This window comes from Bacillus sp. P4_D3 (assembly GCF_056401855.1).
Genome location: NZ_JBFUIN010000024.1, coordinates 1 through 17,231, shown reverse-complemented (window position 1 = coordinate 17,231; position 17,231 = coordinate 1). Strand labels below are relative to the sequence as shown.

The 17,231-nt window shown below is 36.8% G+C and carries 15 protein-coding genes; 14 read left to right on the top strand and 1 reads right to left on the bottom strand.

All coding sequences use genetic code 11. The features are described from left to right. The first annotated feature begins 49 nt into the window (after nucleotides 1-49). Both pyk and AC1DTM_RS06520 read left to right on the top strand, forming a co-directional pair. A complete protein-coding gene (gene pyk, locus AC1DTM_RS06525) occupies nucleotides 50-1,807 on the top strand; it encodes a pyruvate kinase (RefSeq protein ID WP_002160257.1) in 1,758 nt (585 codons plus the stop codon). Between the two features lie 243 nt (nucleotides 1,808-2,050). Continuing rightward, the gene (locus AC1DTM_RS06520; protein WP_002160258.1) at nucleotides 2,051-2,440 is read left to right on the top strand and encodes an FxsA family protein; all 390 of its coding nucleotides are present in this window, start codon (nucleotides 2,051-2,053) and stop codon (nucleotides 2,438-2,440) included. Between the two features lie 472 nt (nucleotides 2,441-2,912). Here the strand turns inward: AC1DTM_RS06520 and ytvI are convergent, their stop codons facing one another. After that, nucleotides 2,913-4,031: a sporulation integral membrane protein YtvI gene (gene ytvI / locus AC1DTM_RS06515; RefSeq protein ID WP_002160259.1), complete on the bottom strand. Its 1,119-nt coding sequence runs from the start codon at nucleotides 4,029-4,031 to the stop codon at nucleotides 2,913-2,915. A 430-nt stretch (nucleotides 4,032-4,461) separates the two neighbouring features. On the opposite strand from ytvI, the gene AC1DTM_RS06510 reads away from it, so the two are divergent. From AC1DTM_RS06510 to coaE, 12 genes are all read left to right on the top strand, one after another. Next, nucleotides 4,462-4,923 carry a DUF441 domain-containing protein gene (locus AC1DTM_RS06510; RefSeq protein ID WP_002112200.1) on the top strand — a complete coding sequence of 154 codons (462 nt, stop codon included), beginning with the start codon at nucleotides 4,462-4,464 and terminating at the stop codon, nucleotides 4,921-4,923. Between the two features lie 387 nt (nucleotides 4,924-5,310). After that, nucleotides 5,311-6,459, top strand: a complete 1,149-nt coding sequence (gene citZ / locus AC1DTM_RS06505; protein ID WP_002145429.1) for a citrate synthase — start codon at nucleotides 5,311-5,313, stop codon at nucleotides 6,457-6,459. Nucleotides 6,460-6,619: 160 nt separating this feature from the next. Next, complete coding sequence (gene icd, locus AC1DTM_RS06500) at nucleotides 6,620-7,912, top strand: NADP-dependent isocitrate dehydrogenase (RefSeq protein WP_002088934.1); 1,293 nt, start codon at nucleotides 6,620-6,622, stop codon at nucleotides 7,910-7,912. Nucleotides 7,913-7,931: 19 nt separating this feature from the next. Then, nucleotides 7,932-8,870 carry a malate dehydrogenase gene (gene mdh, locus AC1DTM_RS06495; RefSeq protein ID WP_002160261.1) on the top strand — a complete coding sequence of 313 codons (939 nt, stop codon included), beginning with the start codon at nucleotides 7,932-7,934 and terminating at the stop codon, nucleotides 8,868-8,870. Between the two features lie 216 nt (nucleotides 8,871-9,086). Beyond that, nucleotides 9,087-9,560 (top strand): MaoC family dehydratase, encoded by a 474-nt coding sequence (locus tag AC1DTM_RS06490; RefSeq protein ID WP_016106325.1) that lies wholly within the window; start codon nucleotides 9,087-9,089, stop codon nucleotides 9,558-9,560. Between the two features lie 95 nt (nucleotides 9,561-9,655). Continuing rightward, the gene (locus AC1DTM_RS06485; RefSeq protein ID WP_002112196.1) at nucleotides 9,656-9,892 is read left to right on the top strand and encodes a hypothetical protein; all 237 of its coding nucleotides are present in this window, start codon (nucleotides 9,656-9,658) and stop codon (nucleotides 9,890-9,892) included. A 162-nt stretch (nucleotides 9,893-10,054) separates the two neighbouring features. After that, nucleotides 10,055-10,774 carry a two-component system response regulator PhoP gene (gene phoP / locus AC1DTM_RS06480; RefSeq protein WP_002112195.1) on the top strand — a complete coding sequence of 240 codons (720 nt, stop codon included), beginning with the start codon at nucleotides 10,055-10,057 and terminating at the stop codon, nucleotides 10,772-10,774. Then, entirely contained in the window at nucleotides 10,767-12,530 is a 1,764-nt protein-coding gene (phoR, locus tag AC1DTM_RS06475; protein ID WP_002112194.1) for a sensory box histidine kinase PhoR, read from the top strand. Before phoP ends, phoR begins: the two co-directional genes overlap by 8 nt. Before the next feature lie 285 nt (nucleotides 12,531-12,815). Further along, nucleotides 12,816-15,449: a DNA polymerase I gene (gene polA, locus AC1DTM_RS06470; RefSeq protein WP_016106324.1), complete on the top strand. Its 2,634-nt coding sequence runs from the start codon at nucleotides 12,816-12,818 to the stop codon at nucleotides 15,447-15,449. Between the two features lie 12 nt (nucleotides 15,450-15,461). Further along, entirely contained in the window at nucleotides 15,462-16,292 is an 831-nt protein-coding gene (gene mutM / locus AC1DTM_RS06465; RefSeq protein WP_016106323.1) for a DNA-formamidopyrimidine glycosylase, read from the top strand. 72 nt (nucleotides 16,293-16,364) lie between these two features. Beyond that, nucleotides 16,365-16,997, top strand: coding sequence for a sporulation membrane protein YtaF (gene ytaF / locus AC1DTM_RS06460; RefSeq protein ID WP_016106322.1), 633 nt, complete (start codon nucleotides 16,365-16,367; stop codon nucleotides 16,995-16,997). 53 nt (nucleotides 16,998-17,050) lie between these two features. Beyond that, nucleotides 17,051-17,231: dephospho-CoA kinase (gene coaE / locus AC1DTM_RS06455; protein ID WP_477000105.1), on the top strand; the 181-nt coding region annotated here is incomplete at its 3' end.

The following is a 17,231-nucleotide window of genomic DNA, read 5'->3' as shown; positions in this document are numbered from 1 at the left end:
CTTAATGCCTTGTATTTGGGAACGGTTTCATAATTTTCGGAGGTGCAATATGCGTAAAACTAAAATTGTATGTACTATAGGTCCTGCTAGTGAAAGTATTGAGAAATTAGAGCAATTAATGGAAGCGGGTATGAACGTTGCTCGTTTAAACTTCTCTCATGGTAGCCATGAAGAGCATGGAGCTCGTATTAAAAATATTCGTGAAGCTTCAAAGAAAACTGGTAAAACAGTTGGTATCTTACTTGATACAAAAGGTCCAGAAATCCGTACACATGACTTCGTAGACGGACAAGCTGAGCTTGTAACAGGTGCAGAAGTAATTCTTTCTACTGAACAAGTATTAGGAACTGCAGAGAAGTTCTCTGTATCTTATGCTGGTCTTTATGATGATGTTGACCCGGGTTCTCGTATTCTAATCGATGACGGTCTTATCGAACTAGAAGTAATCGAGAAAGCTGACGGAGACATCCGTACAAAAGTATTAAACAGCGGAACTGTAAAAAATAAAAAAGGTGTTAACGTACCAAACGTAAGCATTAAGCTTCCTGGTATCACTGAAAAAGACGTACAAGATATCGTTTTCGGTATCGAGCAAAAAGTTGATTTCATCGCAGCATCTTTCGTACGTAAAGCATCTGACGTATTAGAAATTCGTGAATTATTAGAAGGGCATAACGCTCAATACATCCAAATCGTACCAAAAATCGAAAACCAAGAAGGTATCGACAACATCGATTCAATCTTAGAAGTTTCTGACGGTTTAATGGTTGCTCGTGGTGATATGGGTGTAGAAATTCCGCCAGAAGAAGTACCATTAGTACAAAAACGTCTAATCAAAAAATGTAACGTATTAGGCAAACCAGTTATTACTGCAACACAAATGTTAGATTCTATGCAACGTAACCCACGTCCAACTCGTGCGGAAGCAAGTGACGTAGCAAACGCAATCTTCGATGGAACAGATGCAATCATGCTTTCAGGTGAAACTGCTGCGGGTCAATACCCTGTAGAAGCTGTAACAATGATGGCTAACATTGCGGTACGTGTTGAAAAATCATTACAATATGAAGATATGTTCAAAAAACGTATTAAAGAGTTCACTCCAACAATTACAGATGCAATTAGCCAATCTGTTGCGCATACAGCACTTGCTCTTGATGTAGCTGCAATCGTAGCTCCAACAGAAAGTGGACATACTGCGAAAATGATCTCTAAATACCGTCCGAAATCTCCAATCGTAGCTGTAACATCTGACGAGCAAGTAGGACGTCGTCTTGCACTTGTTTGGGGTGTTCAAGCATTTATGGCTGGAAAACGTGCAGCTTCTACTGACGAAATGTTAGATACAGCAATTCAAACAGGTATGGATGCGGGTCTAATCGGACTTGGAGATACTGTAGTAATCACTGCTGGTGTTCCAGTTGCTGAAACTGGTACAACAAACTTAATGAAAATCCACGTTGTTGGTGAAGAAGTTGCTAAAGGACAAGGAATCGGTCGTAAAGCTGCAAAAGGTAAAGTAGTTGTAGCGAAAACAGCTGCTGAAGCTGTAGCGAACGTAAACAAAGGTGATATCCTTGTTACAACAAGCACTGATAAAGATATGATTCCTGCAATTGAAAAAGCTGCAGCTCTAGTTGTAGAAGAAGGCGGTCTAACAAGCCATGCAGCTGTTGTAGGTGTATCAATCGGTATTCCTGTTATCGTTGGTGTAAACGGCGTAACAACAACTTTAAAAAGTGGCCAAGAAGTAACAGTTGATGCAGCGCGCGGAATTGTTTATAATGGACATGCGGAAGTGCTATAAGAAGTAATATGGAGAGAAGGATCGGAGTCCTTCTCTTTTTTTTACACAAAAAAGTATAGAGCTAGCTTTAAATGCCTGAAATCGCTTTGAAAAACGTTTATTATAATGTTTAGTAGAAGAGGGTTATTCGTCCTTTGTAAAGCTTGTATGAGCGTTTTAAGAGGCTCATAAGGGGTTTTGTAAGGTGGATGGTGGAAAGTGATGCTTTCACCTTTTGAATGAAATATGAAGGAGTGTGGAGCTGTGAAGTGGTTACTATTCTTACTTATTGTAATACCGGCGATCGAGATTGCGGTATTGATAGGATCGAGTCATGTAATAGGTTTATGGTCTACGTTCGCTATGATTGTATTTACGGGTATTGTTGGTGTATATTTGGCGAAACGACAAGGGTTTAAAGTGCTTAGAGAGATTCAATTTAGGTTAAATAGAGGAGAAATGCCCGGTGATACGGTTCTAGATGGTATTTTTATATTCGTAGGAGGTATTCTTTTAGTACTGCCTGGATATGTGACGGATATAATAGGTTTTATCTTTGTTGTTCCTGTAACGAGGGCTTTATTGAAGCCGGTTGTTATGAAGTGGATTGATTGGAAATTTAGAAAGAGAACTACTATTATTGTTCAGAAATAACGCGTAGATTATAGCGATCTACGCGTTATTTTTYTTGTTTGCTATTTATAGTCAATTGTTAGCTTCTTGTTGGGGGTGGATTATTGTTAGTTATTAAACGATAGGATACAGAGGGTTCTTGTGAATKAAAAGTGTTACATTAGGGTGATGTTCTTGCATGTAGTAAGATTCGACTAGTGAGCAGAAGTTAGATAGGAGAAGAAAAATTACTGATTAAAGGGTTCACCTGCCTTGTTTTGTATATTTATTCATTTACATAAAAAGTAATAAATGTAAGTAATAATTATAGAATAAATAGAATAAAAATGTATTCCCGGCCTGAAATATGCGTTTTTATGCAAAAAAATAAGAGAATTATCCTTTTTTAGGAAATCCCCTTTTAAATGTAGTAGTGCAAAAAGTACAGTGAATAATCAGTGGGAATTTCCCACTGATTACAGTTGATTTTTTGTTGTGTATGAGTTAGAAAACATTATTTTGATGGTGAGCCTTTAATGAATTTCCATAAATCGTGGAATACATGAGCTTTGTGTAATGTATTAAGTAGTACTAATATGACTGGACCGATGATTAATCCTAAAAAACCAAAGAGCTTAAAGCCGACAAATAGAGCGATGAGTGTCGCTAATGGATCGAGTCCAATATTAGATGAAAGTACTTTTGGCTCCATGATTTGTCTTTGGACAATCACGACGATGTATAGGATGAGAAGACCGATGGCGAATGCAGTATCACCTGTGAAAAATACGTATATAACCCAAGGAACGAAGACGGCTCCAGTTCCTAAATACGGGAGTAAATCTACAACCCCTGTAATAATCGCGATAGTAATTGCGTATGGCACGCGTAATATTAAAAGGCCGATTAGTACAATGATAGTTGTCATAGATACGAGTGTAAGTTGCGCTTTAACAAAACCAAACAAAGCTTTTCTTAAATCGACAAAAATAGTTTTTCCGTATCCGTGTACACGATTAGGTAGAAGTTTTCTTACTTTATGAGCAAGACGGTGCCAATCGTAACTAATGAAGAAGGTGGCTAATAAGACGAATACAAGGACAGTTAAAGTTGTTGGTAATGCACTAATGAAATTTGTTAATCCGCTTATAATGGCGGTTAAAAGTTCTTTCATTTGTGTCGTTGCTCCGGTGCCTAAGTTTTGAATGTTTTGTGTAATAGTGTATCGCTGTGGTTCTCCAAGATGATTAAATTTAGAAATTAAATCATCATAGAGAGGCATAATATGATTAAGTGCAAATTCTTGGGCGAATGCAACGATATCTGGAAACTTCACTGTGACAATTTGTAGTAAGTATGTTGTGGCAGATATTGCTTCAGTTACAAGGTATGTAACGAGTCCGACGATAGCTCCGAATACGAGAATTAAGCTAACGAGTACCGCTAATGCGCGAGGGAATTGTAGTTTTTGATTAAGGAAATTGACGACAGGATTAATCAAATAAGCGAATGCAAAAGCGATAATAAAAGGGTAGATCAGGCCTGACATGTGCAGCAATGCATAGAACCCAACTACCGTTGCTGCAATGACAAATATGAGTCGTAATATCATATATAGTAAGTTTCGGTTCAAAGATGTATACCTCCCATTCCAATTTGGATTATCCTAATTCGTTCAACTTATAACTAGTGAGATTCACTGATCAAAGTTGCACTTTATGTTATAGTGGAATGATGGATTTAGCCTGCTTTTGCAGCGGATTAATGACTACAGAAGCTTGTTGGTGACGCTTCTACTATATGGTAAAAACTTCATTTTCTCTCTTTTTTATTTTACCTGTTTCTTATTATAAAAGAAAGGAGAGACATCCGCTTTTAAATGTATATGCATGCTTTATTTTTTTCTGGTTAAAGTCTTGTTTGTAATTTTGGAATGTATATGAAAATCAATTTTTTTCTTTATATAATTGTCAAATATGCATCGGTATAGCATGTATAACGATAGGTTTAAGGGTATTTTTGTTTGGAAACAAGTTCATTATTTTCAGAAAGGAAGTGCAATCATGATTAGTCAGTCAACGTTATTTTTATTCATACTACTTATTATAGGACTTATTGCTAAAAACCAATCGCTTACTGTAGCTGTTGGAGTGTTATTTTTATTGAAGTTTACGTTTTTAGGCGATAAAGTCTTTCCTTATTTACAAACGAAAGGAATTAACCTCGGTGTGACGGTTATTACAATTGCGGTGCTTGTCCCAATTGCGACGGGGGAAATAGGGTTTAAACAGCTTGGAGAAGCGGCGAAATCATACTATGCATGGATTGCTTTAGCTTCAGGAGTAGCGGTTGCTTTATTGGCGAAAGGTGGGGTGCAATTATTAACGACTGATCCTCATATTACAACCGCACTTGTTTTTGGGACAATTATAGCTGTAGCTTTATTTAATGGAGTTGCTGTAGGTCCATTAATTGGGGCTGGAATTGCCTATGCAGTTATGAGTATTATACAGATGTTTAAATAAGGAATTTTATAGTAATATAAAAATTTTGAATTCTTCCTGTTCACAAAAGTCAGATAATTGTTTATAATAGAATTAGAAACTTTGAAAAGTTACATAACAGCAGAGACTTTACACCAGATAAAATAAAAACAACATAAAACAATTTTATAATGATATTGTTTTATGTTGTTTTTATCATAAAACTCTTCGGAATTTATTTTCCTCACTAACTTGTTGTTCTGAGCGTGAGGATTCGGGGAGACATTCACGCTCATGCTTTCCATGTAGGCAATGGATAATAAGAGGGGAACATCGCAACAAATTTGCATGATCGTGCATTTTGCTTGCCTAAAGAGTGAACGGGCGTTCATAATTTATAAGGGGAGCAAATAGATATAAGGAGCAAGGTTGGGAGAATTTTCAGGAAAAGGAGAGAATGTCATGACTGTTATTCGAGGTTTAGAAGGGGTAGTAGCAACAACATCATCTGTGAGCTCTATTATTGATGATACATTAACTTATGTTGGGTATAATATTGATGATTTAGCTGAGAATGCTACGTTTGAAGAAGTAGTGTACTTATTATGGCACCGCAAGCTTCCTAACGAACAAGAACTAGCGGAATTTAAAGAGACTGTATCAGAATACTATAAAGTTCCAGGTGAGATTTTAACATATTTGAAACAAGTAGATTTAAAAATCGCGCACCCGATGTCGGTTTTACGAACTGCGATTTCCATGCTATCATTATATGATGAGAGCGCTGAAATAATGGATGGAAAGTCTAATTATTTGAAAGCGGTTAAATTACAGGCTCAAGTCGGAACTTTAATTGCGGCTTATGCAAGAATTCGCAAAGGTTTAGATGTTGTTGAGCCAAGAAAAGATCTATCATTAGCTGCAAACTTCTTGTACATGTTAAATGATCGTGAGCCAAATGAAGTTGAAATTGAGGCTTTTGATAAGGCACTTGTACTTCATGCCGATCATGAGTTAAACGCTTCTACATTTACTGCACGTGTTTGCGTAGCTACACTTTCAGATGTGTATTCTGGTATTACAGCAGCAATCGGTGCATTAAAAGGTCCTCTTCACGGCGGGGCAAATGAAAATGTAATGAAGATGTTAACTGAAATTGGCGAAGAAGAAAATGTAGAATCATATATTCATAATGCTCTTCAAAATAAAGTGAAAATTATGGGATTTGGTCATCGCGTATATGAGCATGGTGATCCACGCGCGAAACACTTACGCGAAATGTCTAAGAGATTATGCGTGCTTTTAGGAGAAGACAAATGGTATAATATGTCTATCAAAATTGAAGACATTGTAACAAAAGAAAAAGGTCTTCCACCAAATGTTGATTTCTATTCAGCTTCTGTATACCATTGTTTAGGAATTGACCATGACTTATTTACACCTATCTTTGCAATTAGCCGTATGTCAGGCTGGTTAGCTCATATTCTAGAACAATATGAAAACAACCGTTTAATCCGTCCGCGTGCTGATTATGATGGACCGACACATCAAGTGTACGTTCCGCTAGCGCAACGATAAGCGAAAAACACTATTTTGATAGTGAAAATACGCTTTCAAAAGTCTGATTTTTTTGGGAAGATGTAATGATTAGAATATTTAAATTTGACTAACGGTTTGAACTGAGGGGTTATTCCCTCAGTTTCATACATATGAAATTTCAAACATGGGGGTTATCACATTGACAACAGGTGAAAAAATTACTGTAACTAATGGTGTTATGAATGTACCAAACAATCCGATTATTCCATTTATCGAAGGAGATGGAATTGGTCCTGATATTTGGGCTGCAGCATCTCGCGTAATAGAAGCAGCAGTTGAAAAAGCTTATGATGGTGAGAAGAAAATCGTTTGGAAAGAAGTGCTTGCAGGGGAAAAAGCATTCAACCAAACAGGCGAGTGGTTACCAGAAGAGACTTTAAATTTAATTCGTGAATATTTAATCGCAATTAAAGGTCCACTTACAACTCCAGTTGGTGGTGGTATTCGTTCTCTAAACGTTGCGCTTCGTCAAGAATTAGATTTATATGTATGTCTACGTCCAGTTCGTTACTTTGAAGGTGTTCCTTCACCTGTAAAACGTCCGGAAGATACTGATATGGTTATTTTCCGTGAAAATACAGAAGATATTTACGCTGGAATTGAATATGCACAAGGTTCTCCAGAAGCAGAAAAAGTTCTTGCTTTCTTAAAAGAAGCAATGGGTGTTAATAAAATCCGCTTCCCAGAAACATCAGGGATTGGTATTAAACCAATTTCAGAGGAAGGGACAAAGCGTCTTGTTCGCGCTGCAATTCAATATGCAATTAATGAAAAACGCTCTTCTGTTACATTAGTTCATAAAGGAAACATTATGAAATTTACAGAAGGTGCTTTCAAAAACTGGGGTTACGAAGTAGCTGAACAAGAATTCGGCGACAAAGTATTTACTTGGGCTGAATATGATCGCATTGTTGAAAAAGATGGAAAAGATGCAGCGAATAAAGCGATGGCAGACGCAGAAGTGGCTGGGAAAATCATCGTAAAAGATTCTATTGCAGACATCTTCTTACAACAAATTTTAACTCGTCCACGTGAGTTCGATGTTGTTGCAACAATGAACTTAAACGGAGACTACATCTCGGATGCACTTGCTGCACAAGTAGGTGGAATTGGTATTGCACCTGGTGCAAACATTAACTATGTGACTGGACATGCTATCTTTGAAGCTACACATGGTACAGCTCCAAAATATGCAGGTTTAGATAAAGTAAATCCATCTTCTGTTCTTCTTTCTGGTGTATTATTATTAGAGCACTTAGGATGGAACGAAGCTGCGAATTTAGTAACTGATTCAGTTGAGAAAACAATTGAATCAAAAGTAGTAACTTATGATTTCGCACGCTTAATGGAAGGTGCAACAGAAGTGAAATGTTCTGAGTTCGCTAATGAACTTATTAAAAACATGGATGTAGCGATAATCAAAAACGCATAATTAAAGCGGGGGGTAAATTATGACAATCAAACGCAAGAAAGTTTCAGTCATCGGTGCAGGATTTACAGGAGCAACAACAGCATTCTTATTAGCACAAAAAGAACTTGCAGATGTTGTATTAGTGGACATTCCACAGCTGGAAAATCCAACAAAAGGGAAAGCGTTAGATATGTTAGAAGCGAGCCCAGTACAAGGTTTTGATGCTAACATTATTGGTACATCTGATTACGCAGATACTGCTGATTCTGACGTTGTCGTTATTACAGCAGGTATTGCGCGTAAGCCTGGTATGAGCCGTGATGACTTAGTAGCAACAAACTCTAAAATTATGAAAAGTATTACGCGCGACATTGCAAAACATTCACCAAATGCGATTATTGTTGTATTAACAAATCCAGTTGATGCAATGACATATTCTGTATTTAAAGAAGCAGGATTCCCGAAAGAGCGTGTTATCGGTCAATCGGGCGTATTAGATACAGCTCGTTTCCGTACATTTATTTCACAAGAGTTAAACCTTTCTGTGAAAGACATTACAGGATTTGTTCTTGGTGGACATGGTGACGATATGGTACCTCTTGTACGCTATTCCTATGCAGGTGGCATTCCGTTAGAAACATTAATTCCAAAAGAGCGTTTAGAGGCAATTGTAGAACGTACACGTAAAGGTGGCGGCGAGATTGTAGGTTTATTAGGAAACGGTAGTGCATATTACGCGCCAGCAGCTTCTTTAGTTGAAATGACAGAAGCAATCTTGAAAGATCAACGCCGTGTATTACCTGCTATTGCATACCTTGAAGGTGAGTATGGTTATAGTGACATTTACTTAGGGGTACCAGTAATTCTAGGTGGTAACGGAATTGAAAAAATTATTGAATTAGAACTTCTTGCAGATGAAAAAGAAGCGTTAGATCGCTCTGTCGAATCTGTACGTAACGTTATGAAAGTTCTTGTTTAATAATTAAATATAAGCGGAAAAAGATTCGGGGCCCCGAATCTTTTTCTACTATATATTGAAATGTTTTTTTGAAATAATATGAAAACGCTATCATTAGGTGTATCCTATAATGAAACTATAGACTTATACTATACATTGCCCTCATCATAGTAAATTTCGGATAAGGTATCGCTTTTAGTAGGATAATAAGGTGAAAAAATCGGAGGGGGTTGTAACATGTTAAAGAAAAAAGTTCAAATTGGTCGTAAAATGGATGAAATTACAGTAGGAGAGAAATTATCTATCACTGAAAAAATTGAGGATAAAGATTTGTTATTGTATTTAGGGTTAACGAATGATGCCAATCCATTATATATTCAGCATGATTACGCATCCCAAACTCCGTATGAAAAGCCGATTGTCCCAAGCATTATGCTAACGGGGCTGATTACAACGGCGGTTACGAAATATTTACCAGGTCCAGGTAGTCATATTACTAGGAAGGACCTTACGTTCGTGAAACATGTTCACCATTATGAAACGTTACAAATCCACTTTGAAGTTGTGGCTGTTTCAGAGGAGGAACATACAATTGATATGCTTGTATTTGCTCATGATGAAAAAGGAGAAACTGTTGTAAAAGGTTCATTAACAGTAACACCACCTTTTAAATCTGTTTCCATTATGGAAAAAGCATTAGATAATTTTTAAAAAATGAAAGTTAGAATGATATAAAAGTAGCGCTAGTCATATTCTTATTAAGGGTATGCTAGCGCTACTTTTTGTTTGGAAAGGGTGATATAACTTTGAAATGGGAAAGGGAAGACATTATTTTTGAAACGATAAGAGAAGCTGAAGTATGGGCCGATTCAATCGCGAATGAAATGTACGGGAAAGTATTTGATGGATATGAAACACCAGATTATAAAATAGCGTATGCTCTTTCGTTTTTCCTAGCGCAAAATCGAGATTGTATAGTTCATACGGAAGTGAGCTTTAAAAAAGAGAGAGCGATCTATAAAGTTTGGAAAAATCCTGTGTAGCTGAAGGTGAGTCGTAATTACTTCTATTTTCTCAATTTTACACAAACGAGCTCCATGAATAGACAATTATATTGAGGGAGACCTTGTTTTCTAGTATGATGAGAATAACGGGGAAAATACTAGGATGAAGAAGGTTTCAAGTCTATAACTTGGAGGAAAAGAATGAACAATCGTATTTTAGTAGTTGATGATGAGGAATTTATCTTAACTTTAATTGAATTTAATTTACAACAAGCTGGGTTTGAAGTTATAACAGCGATGGATGGAGAAATGGCGCTTCAAAAAGCGACAACAGAACGCCCAGATTTAATTATATTAGATTTAATGCTTCCAAAAATGGATGGTATGGAAGTTTGTAAAGAATTACGATTGCAGCGTGTTATGACGCCGATTTTAATGCTAACAGCAAAAGATGATGAATTTGATAAGGTGCTAGGTCTTGAGCTTGGGGCTGATGATTATATGACGAAGCCGTTTAGCCCAAGGGAAGTTGTTGCTCGTGTGAAAGCGATTTTGCGCCGCACGAAATTACAGCAAGAAGAAAAAGTTTCGGAAACGCCAGATGAAGATAGTATCATAATTGCAGAGCTTAAAATTTTACCGGAGTTTTATGAAGCGTACTTCCAAGGTAGGAAACTGGAACTAACACCGAAAGAATTTGAGTTACTTGTTTATCTTGCAAAAAATAAAAGTCGTGTATTAACTCGTGACCAATTATTGAGTGCTGTATGGAATTATGATTTTGCCGGTGATACAAGAATTGTTGATGTCCATATTAGCCATTTGCGCGATAAAATTGAACAAAATACGAAAAAACCGACGTACATTAAAACGATACGTGGTTTAGGTTATAAATTAGAGGAGCCAAAAGGGGATGAATAAATTTCGTTCCAGGCTTCTTTTTACTTTTGTTTCTCTTATCGTTTTTATTTTAGTTGGACTAGGTGTATTATTAGAAACCGTATTTGAAAATTACTATATAGATCATGCTAAAGAAAGAATGGTAAAAGAGACAAGGTATGTTGCTGTATTAGCAGAGGAGCAAGGGTTTGATTCTGTTTTAAAAAAGCCGTATGTATTTGAAAAGTTAGAAGAACAAATACCAGCTTCTATTATATTTGTGGATGAAAAAAAGAAAGTTCAATATAGCGGAGGGAAACAATCTGCATTTAGTCAAGAGATGATTAAAGAACTTTCTTCTGAAGCAGGAAAACAAAAAAATAAAGTCATTACGAAAGAAACAGATCAAAAGAATGAATTTTATCATGCTGTGTTCGTCCAGGATGTAGAAGGGAAACAAGGATACATTTTGGTGAAAAGTACAATTGATACTTTGAGGGACGTTCACCAAAAAACGTGGGGATTATTAATTATCGGATTTGTCATTGCTTGTCTCGTAGTTGTATTCCTAGGTGTCAAAATTACAGGACAATATATTAGGCCGATTGAATCAGTTACGAAAGTTGCGATTGAATTAGCGAAGGGTAATTATAAAGCGCGTGCATATGAAAGTCATTCGGATGAAACAGGAATGCTGAGTAAAGCAATTAATATTTTAGCTCGTAATTTACAAGAGATGACACTCGAACAAGAAATGCAACAAGATCGTTTGCACACATTAATTGAAAATATGGGAAGCGGAATGATTTTAATTGATAGCCGTGGTTATATAAACCTTGTAAACCGTTCTTATAAGGAGACTTTCCACGTAACAGATGAAGAATATTTAGACCGTTTATATTATGAATCGTTTCACCATACGGAAATTATTGAGCTTGTGGAAGAAATTTTTATGACAGAAGTGAAAGTGCGTAAACAAATGTTATTGCCGCTAGGTATTGAGCGCAAGCATTTCGAAGTATACGGAGCGCCAATTATTGGGACAAACCATGAGTGGAAAGGGATTGTTCTCGTATTCCATGACATTACAGAGTTAAAGAAATTAGAACAAATGAGAAAAGACTTTTTAGCGAATGTTTCTCATGAATTGAAGACACCGATTACTTCTATTAAAGGTTTTTCAGAAACACTCTTGGACGGAGCGATGGATAATAAAAAATTCTGCGAACATTTCTTGCATATCATTTTAAAAGAAAGTGAGCGTATGCAAGGATTAATTGAAGATTTATTAGATTTGTCAAAAATCGAGCAGCAAGGGTTTAGATTAAATATGGGTACGGTTGATATGAAGGGGCTTCTTGAAGACATTCACATGGTGCTTGATAATAAAGCGGGTGAAAAAGAAATCTCTTTACAAGTGAATGTATTGAAACGAGTTTCCGTTATTGGAGATCCGAGCCGCTTAAAACAAATCTTTATTAATTTAATTAATAATGCAATCGTATATACGCCGGCTGGAGGCGTTGTTTCAGTTGAATTATTAGAGGATAAATATAATGCGTATATAAAAGTGTCGGATACTGGAATTGGTATTAGTAAAGAAGAAATCCCTCGTATATTTGAACGTTTTTATCGAGTTGATAAAGCGAGAAGTAGAAATACGGGTGGAACGGGTCTTGGTTTATCAATTGTAAAGCATTTAGTTGAAGCACATCAAGGTACGATTACAGTGGATAGTGAGGTTGGAGAAGGTACAACATTTACAGTTGTTTTACCAAAATCAGCTACTGAAAAATAGGATGAAGGATATTTACAATATATTAACAATGGCTTAATTAAATATTAATAAAGCTCTGTTAATATAATATATGAAAACCCCTTCATCCAAGGAGTAATTTTGGACGAGAGTAGTTATGCTATTCTCGTCACTTCCCTTTTATGCCAATGTAAGTCTGTTTATATATGATAGAAAAAAACCGTTATTTTTCTTCTCTCTATTAGTCATGTTAATATAGAGAGAGGATAGGAACGGTTTTTTTTCTGTGGGAAAATCGTTTCAAATTTGTATGGGGAGGTTTGTAGTTTGGAAAAAAAAGTCGTATTAGTAGATGGTAATAATATCGCGTATCGTGCTTTCTTTGCACTACCGCTTTTAAATAACGACAAAGGTATACATACGAACGCAATTTATGGTTTTACGATGATGTTAATGAGAATATTAGAGGAAGAAAAACCGACGCACATGCTTGTGGCGTTTGATGCGGGGAAAACAACGTTCCGTCATAAAACGTATAGTGATTATAAGGGAGGGCGTCAAAAGACGCCACCTGAGCTATCAGAGCAATTCCCGTTTATTCGTGAGATGCTTGATGCATTCAATGTTCCGCGCTATGAATTAGAAAATTATGAAGCGGATGACATTATGGGGACTTTAGCGAAAGAAGCGAGTGAGCAAGGGTTTCATGTGAAAGTTATTTCAGGAGATAAAGACTTACTGCAACTTGTTTCAGATAATACACTCGTATGTATTCCTCGCAAAGGGATTACAGAAGTAGATGAATATACGAAAGAAGCTTTATTTGAGAAATATAGCTTATCACCAAAGCAAATTATCGATATGAAAGGTTTAATGGGAGACCAATCAGATAACATTCCAGGTGTACCAGGTGTTGGTGAGAAGACAGCCATTAAATTATTAACGCAATTTGAAACGGTAGAAGCAGTATATGAAAACTTAGATCAAGTGAGTGGAAAGAAATTAAAAGAAAAGTTAGAAGCGAATAAAGAACAAGCTCTTATGAGTAAAGAACTTGCGACTATTATTACAGACGCACCGATTACTGTGCATGTAGATGATATGGCATATAAAGGGTATGAACCAAGCGATTTGATTCCGATGTTCGAGAATTTAGGATTTACATCCCTTTTAAATAAATTAGGTGTTACGCCGGAGGAAACGGCTCCAGCTGAATTAGATGATATTACATTTGATATTGTAGAAGAAGTTACAGAAGAAATGCTTCAGCAAGATAGTGCGCTTATTGTTGAAGTGCAAGAAGATAACTATCATAAAGCCGATATTCAAGGTTTTGGTATTCAAAATGAAAATGGTTGTTACTTCATTCCGGCCGATGTTGCTCTTAAATCGGATGCTTTTAAAGAGTGGCTTGCAAATGGAGAAATGAGAAAACATACATTTGATGCGAAGCGTGCTATCGTTGCCCTAAAGTGGAAAGGTGTAGATATTCAAGGGATTGACTTTGATTTATTAATTGCCGCTTATTTACTTGATCCAGCTGATACCGATAAAGATTTCCGTGCTGTTGCGAAAATGAAAGAAACACATGCGGTAAAATCTGACGAAGAAGTGTACGGGAAAGGTGCGAAACGTGCTGTTCCGGAGCAAGAGGTAGTAGCTGAGCATGTCGCTCGTAAAGTGCATGTATTATATGATGTGAAGCAAACATTCGAGAAAGAATTAGAAAAGAATGAGCAATATGAACTATTTACAGAGTTAGAATTACCTCTTGCTCGTGTATTAGCTGACATGGAAGTGAAAGGTGTTACAGTTGATACGAATCGTCTTCGTAATATGGGAGAAGAGCTTGCGGGTAGATTAAAGGAAATGGAACAAGAGATTTATGAGCTTGCAGGAACGGAATTTAATATTAATTCACCGAAGCAACTTGGGGTTATTCTGTTTGAAAACTTAAATTTACCTGTTATTAAAAAGACGAAAACAGGTTATTCTACATCTGCTGATGTACTAGACAAGCTTATGGATCATCATGCAATCATTCCGAAGATTTTACACTACCGTCAATTAGGGAAACTAAACTCTACATATATTGAAGGGTTACTAAAAGTTGTACATGACGATTCATCTAAAATTCATACTCGCTTTAACCAAGTGTTAACGCAAACAGGACGACTAAGTTCAACGGAACCAAACTTGCAAAATATCCCGATTCGCTTAGAAGAGGGAAGGAAGATTCGTCAGGCGTTTATTCCTTCAGAAGAAGGATGGATTATGTACGCGGCCGATTATTCACAAATTGAACTTCGTGTGCTTGCTCACATTGCAAAAGATGAAGGTTTAGTTGAAGCGTTCCAACATGACATGGATATTCATACGAAAACAGCTATGGATGTATTCGGTGTTGGAAAAGATGAAGTGACATCTAATATGAGACGACAAGCAAAAGCTGTAAACTTCGGCATTGTATACGGTATTAGTGATTACGGCCTTTCACAAAACTTAGGAATCACGAGAAAAGCGGCAGGGGAATTTATTGAAAGGTATTTAGAAAGTTTCCCTGGAGTACAAGAATATATGGCTGACATTGTAAAAGATGCGAAGCAAAAAGGATATGTTTCAACGTTATTAAATCGCCGTCGTTACATTCCAGAAATTACGAGCCGTAACTTTAATTTACGTAGCTTTGCAGAGCGTACAGCAATGAATACACCAATTCAAGGTAGTGCGGCGGATATTATTAAAAAGGCTATGATTATTATGGCGGATCGCTTAGAAGAAGAAGGCCTACAAGCTCGCTTACTTCTGCAAGTACACGATGAATTGATCTTTGAAGCGCCAAAAGAAGAAGTGGAAAAATTAGAGAAGCTTGTACCTGAAGTAATGGAGCATGCAATTGAACTAGCAGTTCCATTAAAAGTTGATTATTCTTACGGTCCAACTTGGTACGACGCGAAATAAGGAAGTGATGAAATGCCTGAATTACCAGAGGTTGAAAATGTTAGACGGACGCTTGAAAATCTTGTGACGGGAAAAACGATTGAAGATGTCATCGTTACCTATCCTAAAATAGTAAAACGCCCAGATGATGCGGAAATCTTTAAAGGAATGCTAAGAGGCGAGACAATTGAAAATATCAAGCGAAGAGGAAAGTTTTTGCTTTTATATGTAACGAATTATGTCATTGTTTCACATTTGCGTATGGAAGGTAAGTTTTTACTGCATCAAGAGGGTGAGCCGATTGATAAACATACGCATGTCCGTTTCTTATTTACAGATGGAACTGAATTACATTATAAAGATGTGAGAAAGTTTGGTACGATGCATCTCTTTAAGAAAGGTGAAGAATTGAATCAAATGCCCCTTGCTGACTTAGGACCGGAGCCATTTGATGCTGAATTGACACCGAAGTATTTGCAAGAGAGATTGCAAAAGACAAATCGCAAAATAAAAGTTGTATTATTAGATCAGCGTCTTTTAGTAGGGCTTGGAAATATATATGTAGATGAAGTATTATTCCGTTCGCAAATTCATCCAGAACGAGAAGCTGCATCTTTAACAGAAGAAGAAGTAGAAAGAATTTATGAGGCGACTGTTACAACGCTGGGTGAAGCGGTTAAGCGTGGCGGAAGTACAATTAGAACGTATATTAATTCGCAAGGACAAATTGGTTCGTTCCAGGAACTTCTAAATGTATATGGAAAAAAGGGAGAACCGTGTGTGACTTGCGGTACGCTATTAGAAAAAACAGTTGTTGGCGGAAGGGGAACGCATTACTGCCCAATTTGTCAGCCTAGAATATAGAAAAGGGATAACATCGGATAGGCATTTGTCATATACATAGAGCAGAGCTATGTATAAGGGAGGAGCTTACCGATGTATCTTTATTTGTCTCTTATTTTATTAGCTTTTACATTAAGCTTAGATAGCTGTAGTGTGGGGCTAACATACGGATTAAGAAGTGTAAGAATTCCACTAAAATCAATTATAATTATCGGAATCTGTTCAGCGGCTGTCATGCTCGTTTCCATGGGAATTGGACATATGATCGCGAAAATATTTTCACCTGTTATCGCAACGCGTATCGGTGGGTTTGTTCTTATTGGAATCGGGATTTGGGTATTATACCAATTTTTTCGAAGTGATAAAAAAGAAGAACCGAAGCAAGAAGAGAAGGTTTGGAAACTAGAAATTGCTTCACTAGGGTTAGTGATTCAAATTTTGCGGAAGCCGACTGTTGCCGATTTTGATAAATCAGGAACTATTTCTGCAGGAGAAGCGCTACTTCTCGGCATCGCTCTTTCTGTAGATTCGTTTGGTGCTGGAATCGGTGCATCTTTATTAGGTTATGCACCGGCGATGATGGCGATATTAGTCGCGGTTATGAGTTCTTTATTTTTATTTATTGGAATGAAGCTTGGTACGGTTTTATCGAATATGAAATGGTTACAAAAATTTACATTCCTGCCTGGAGTATTACTCATTATTATTGGAATTTGGAAAATGTAAGTATGGGCGTGGAACATTAGTTTCGCGCCTTTGATATTATGAGGAGGATTATTATGACAGTAATAATTGGATTAACAGGAGGCATTGCAAGCGGAAAAAGTACGGTATCAGAAATGTTTCGTGAAATGAGTATACCGGTTATTGATGCAGATATTATTGCGCGAGAAGTTGTAGAACGAGGAAAACCAGCATATAACAAAATTGTAGAGGTGTTTGGAACGGAAGTGTTACAAG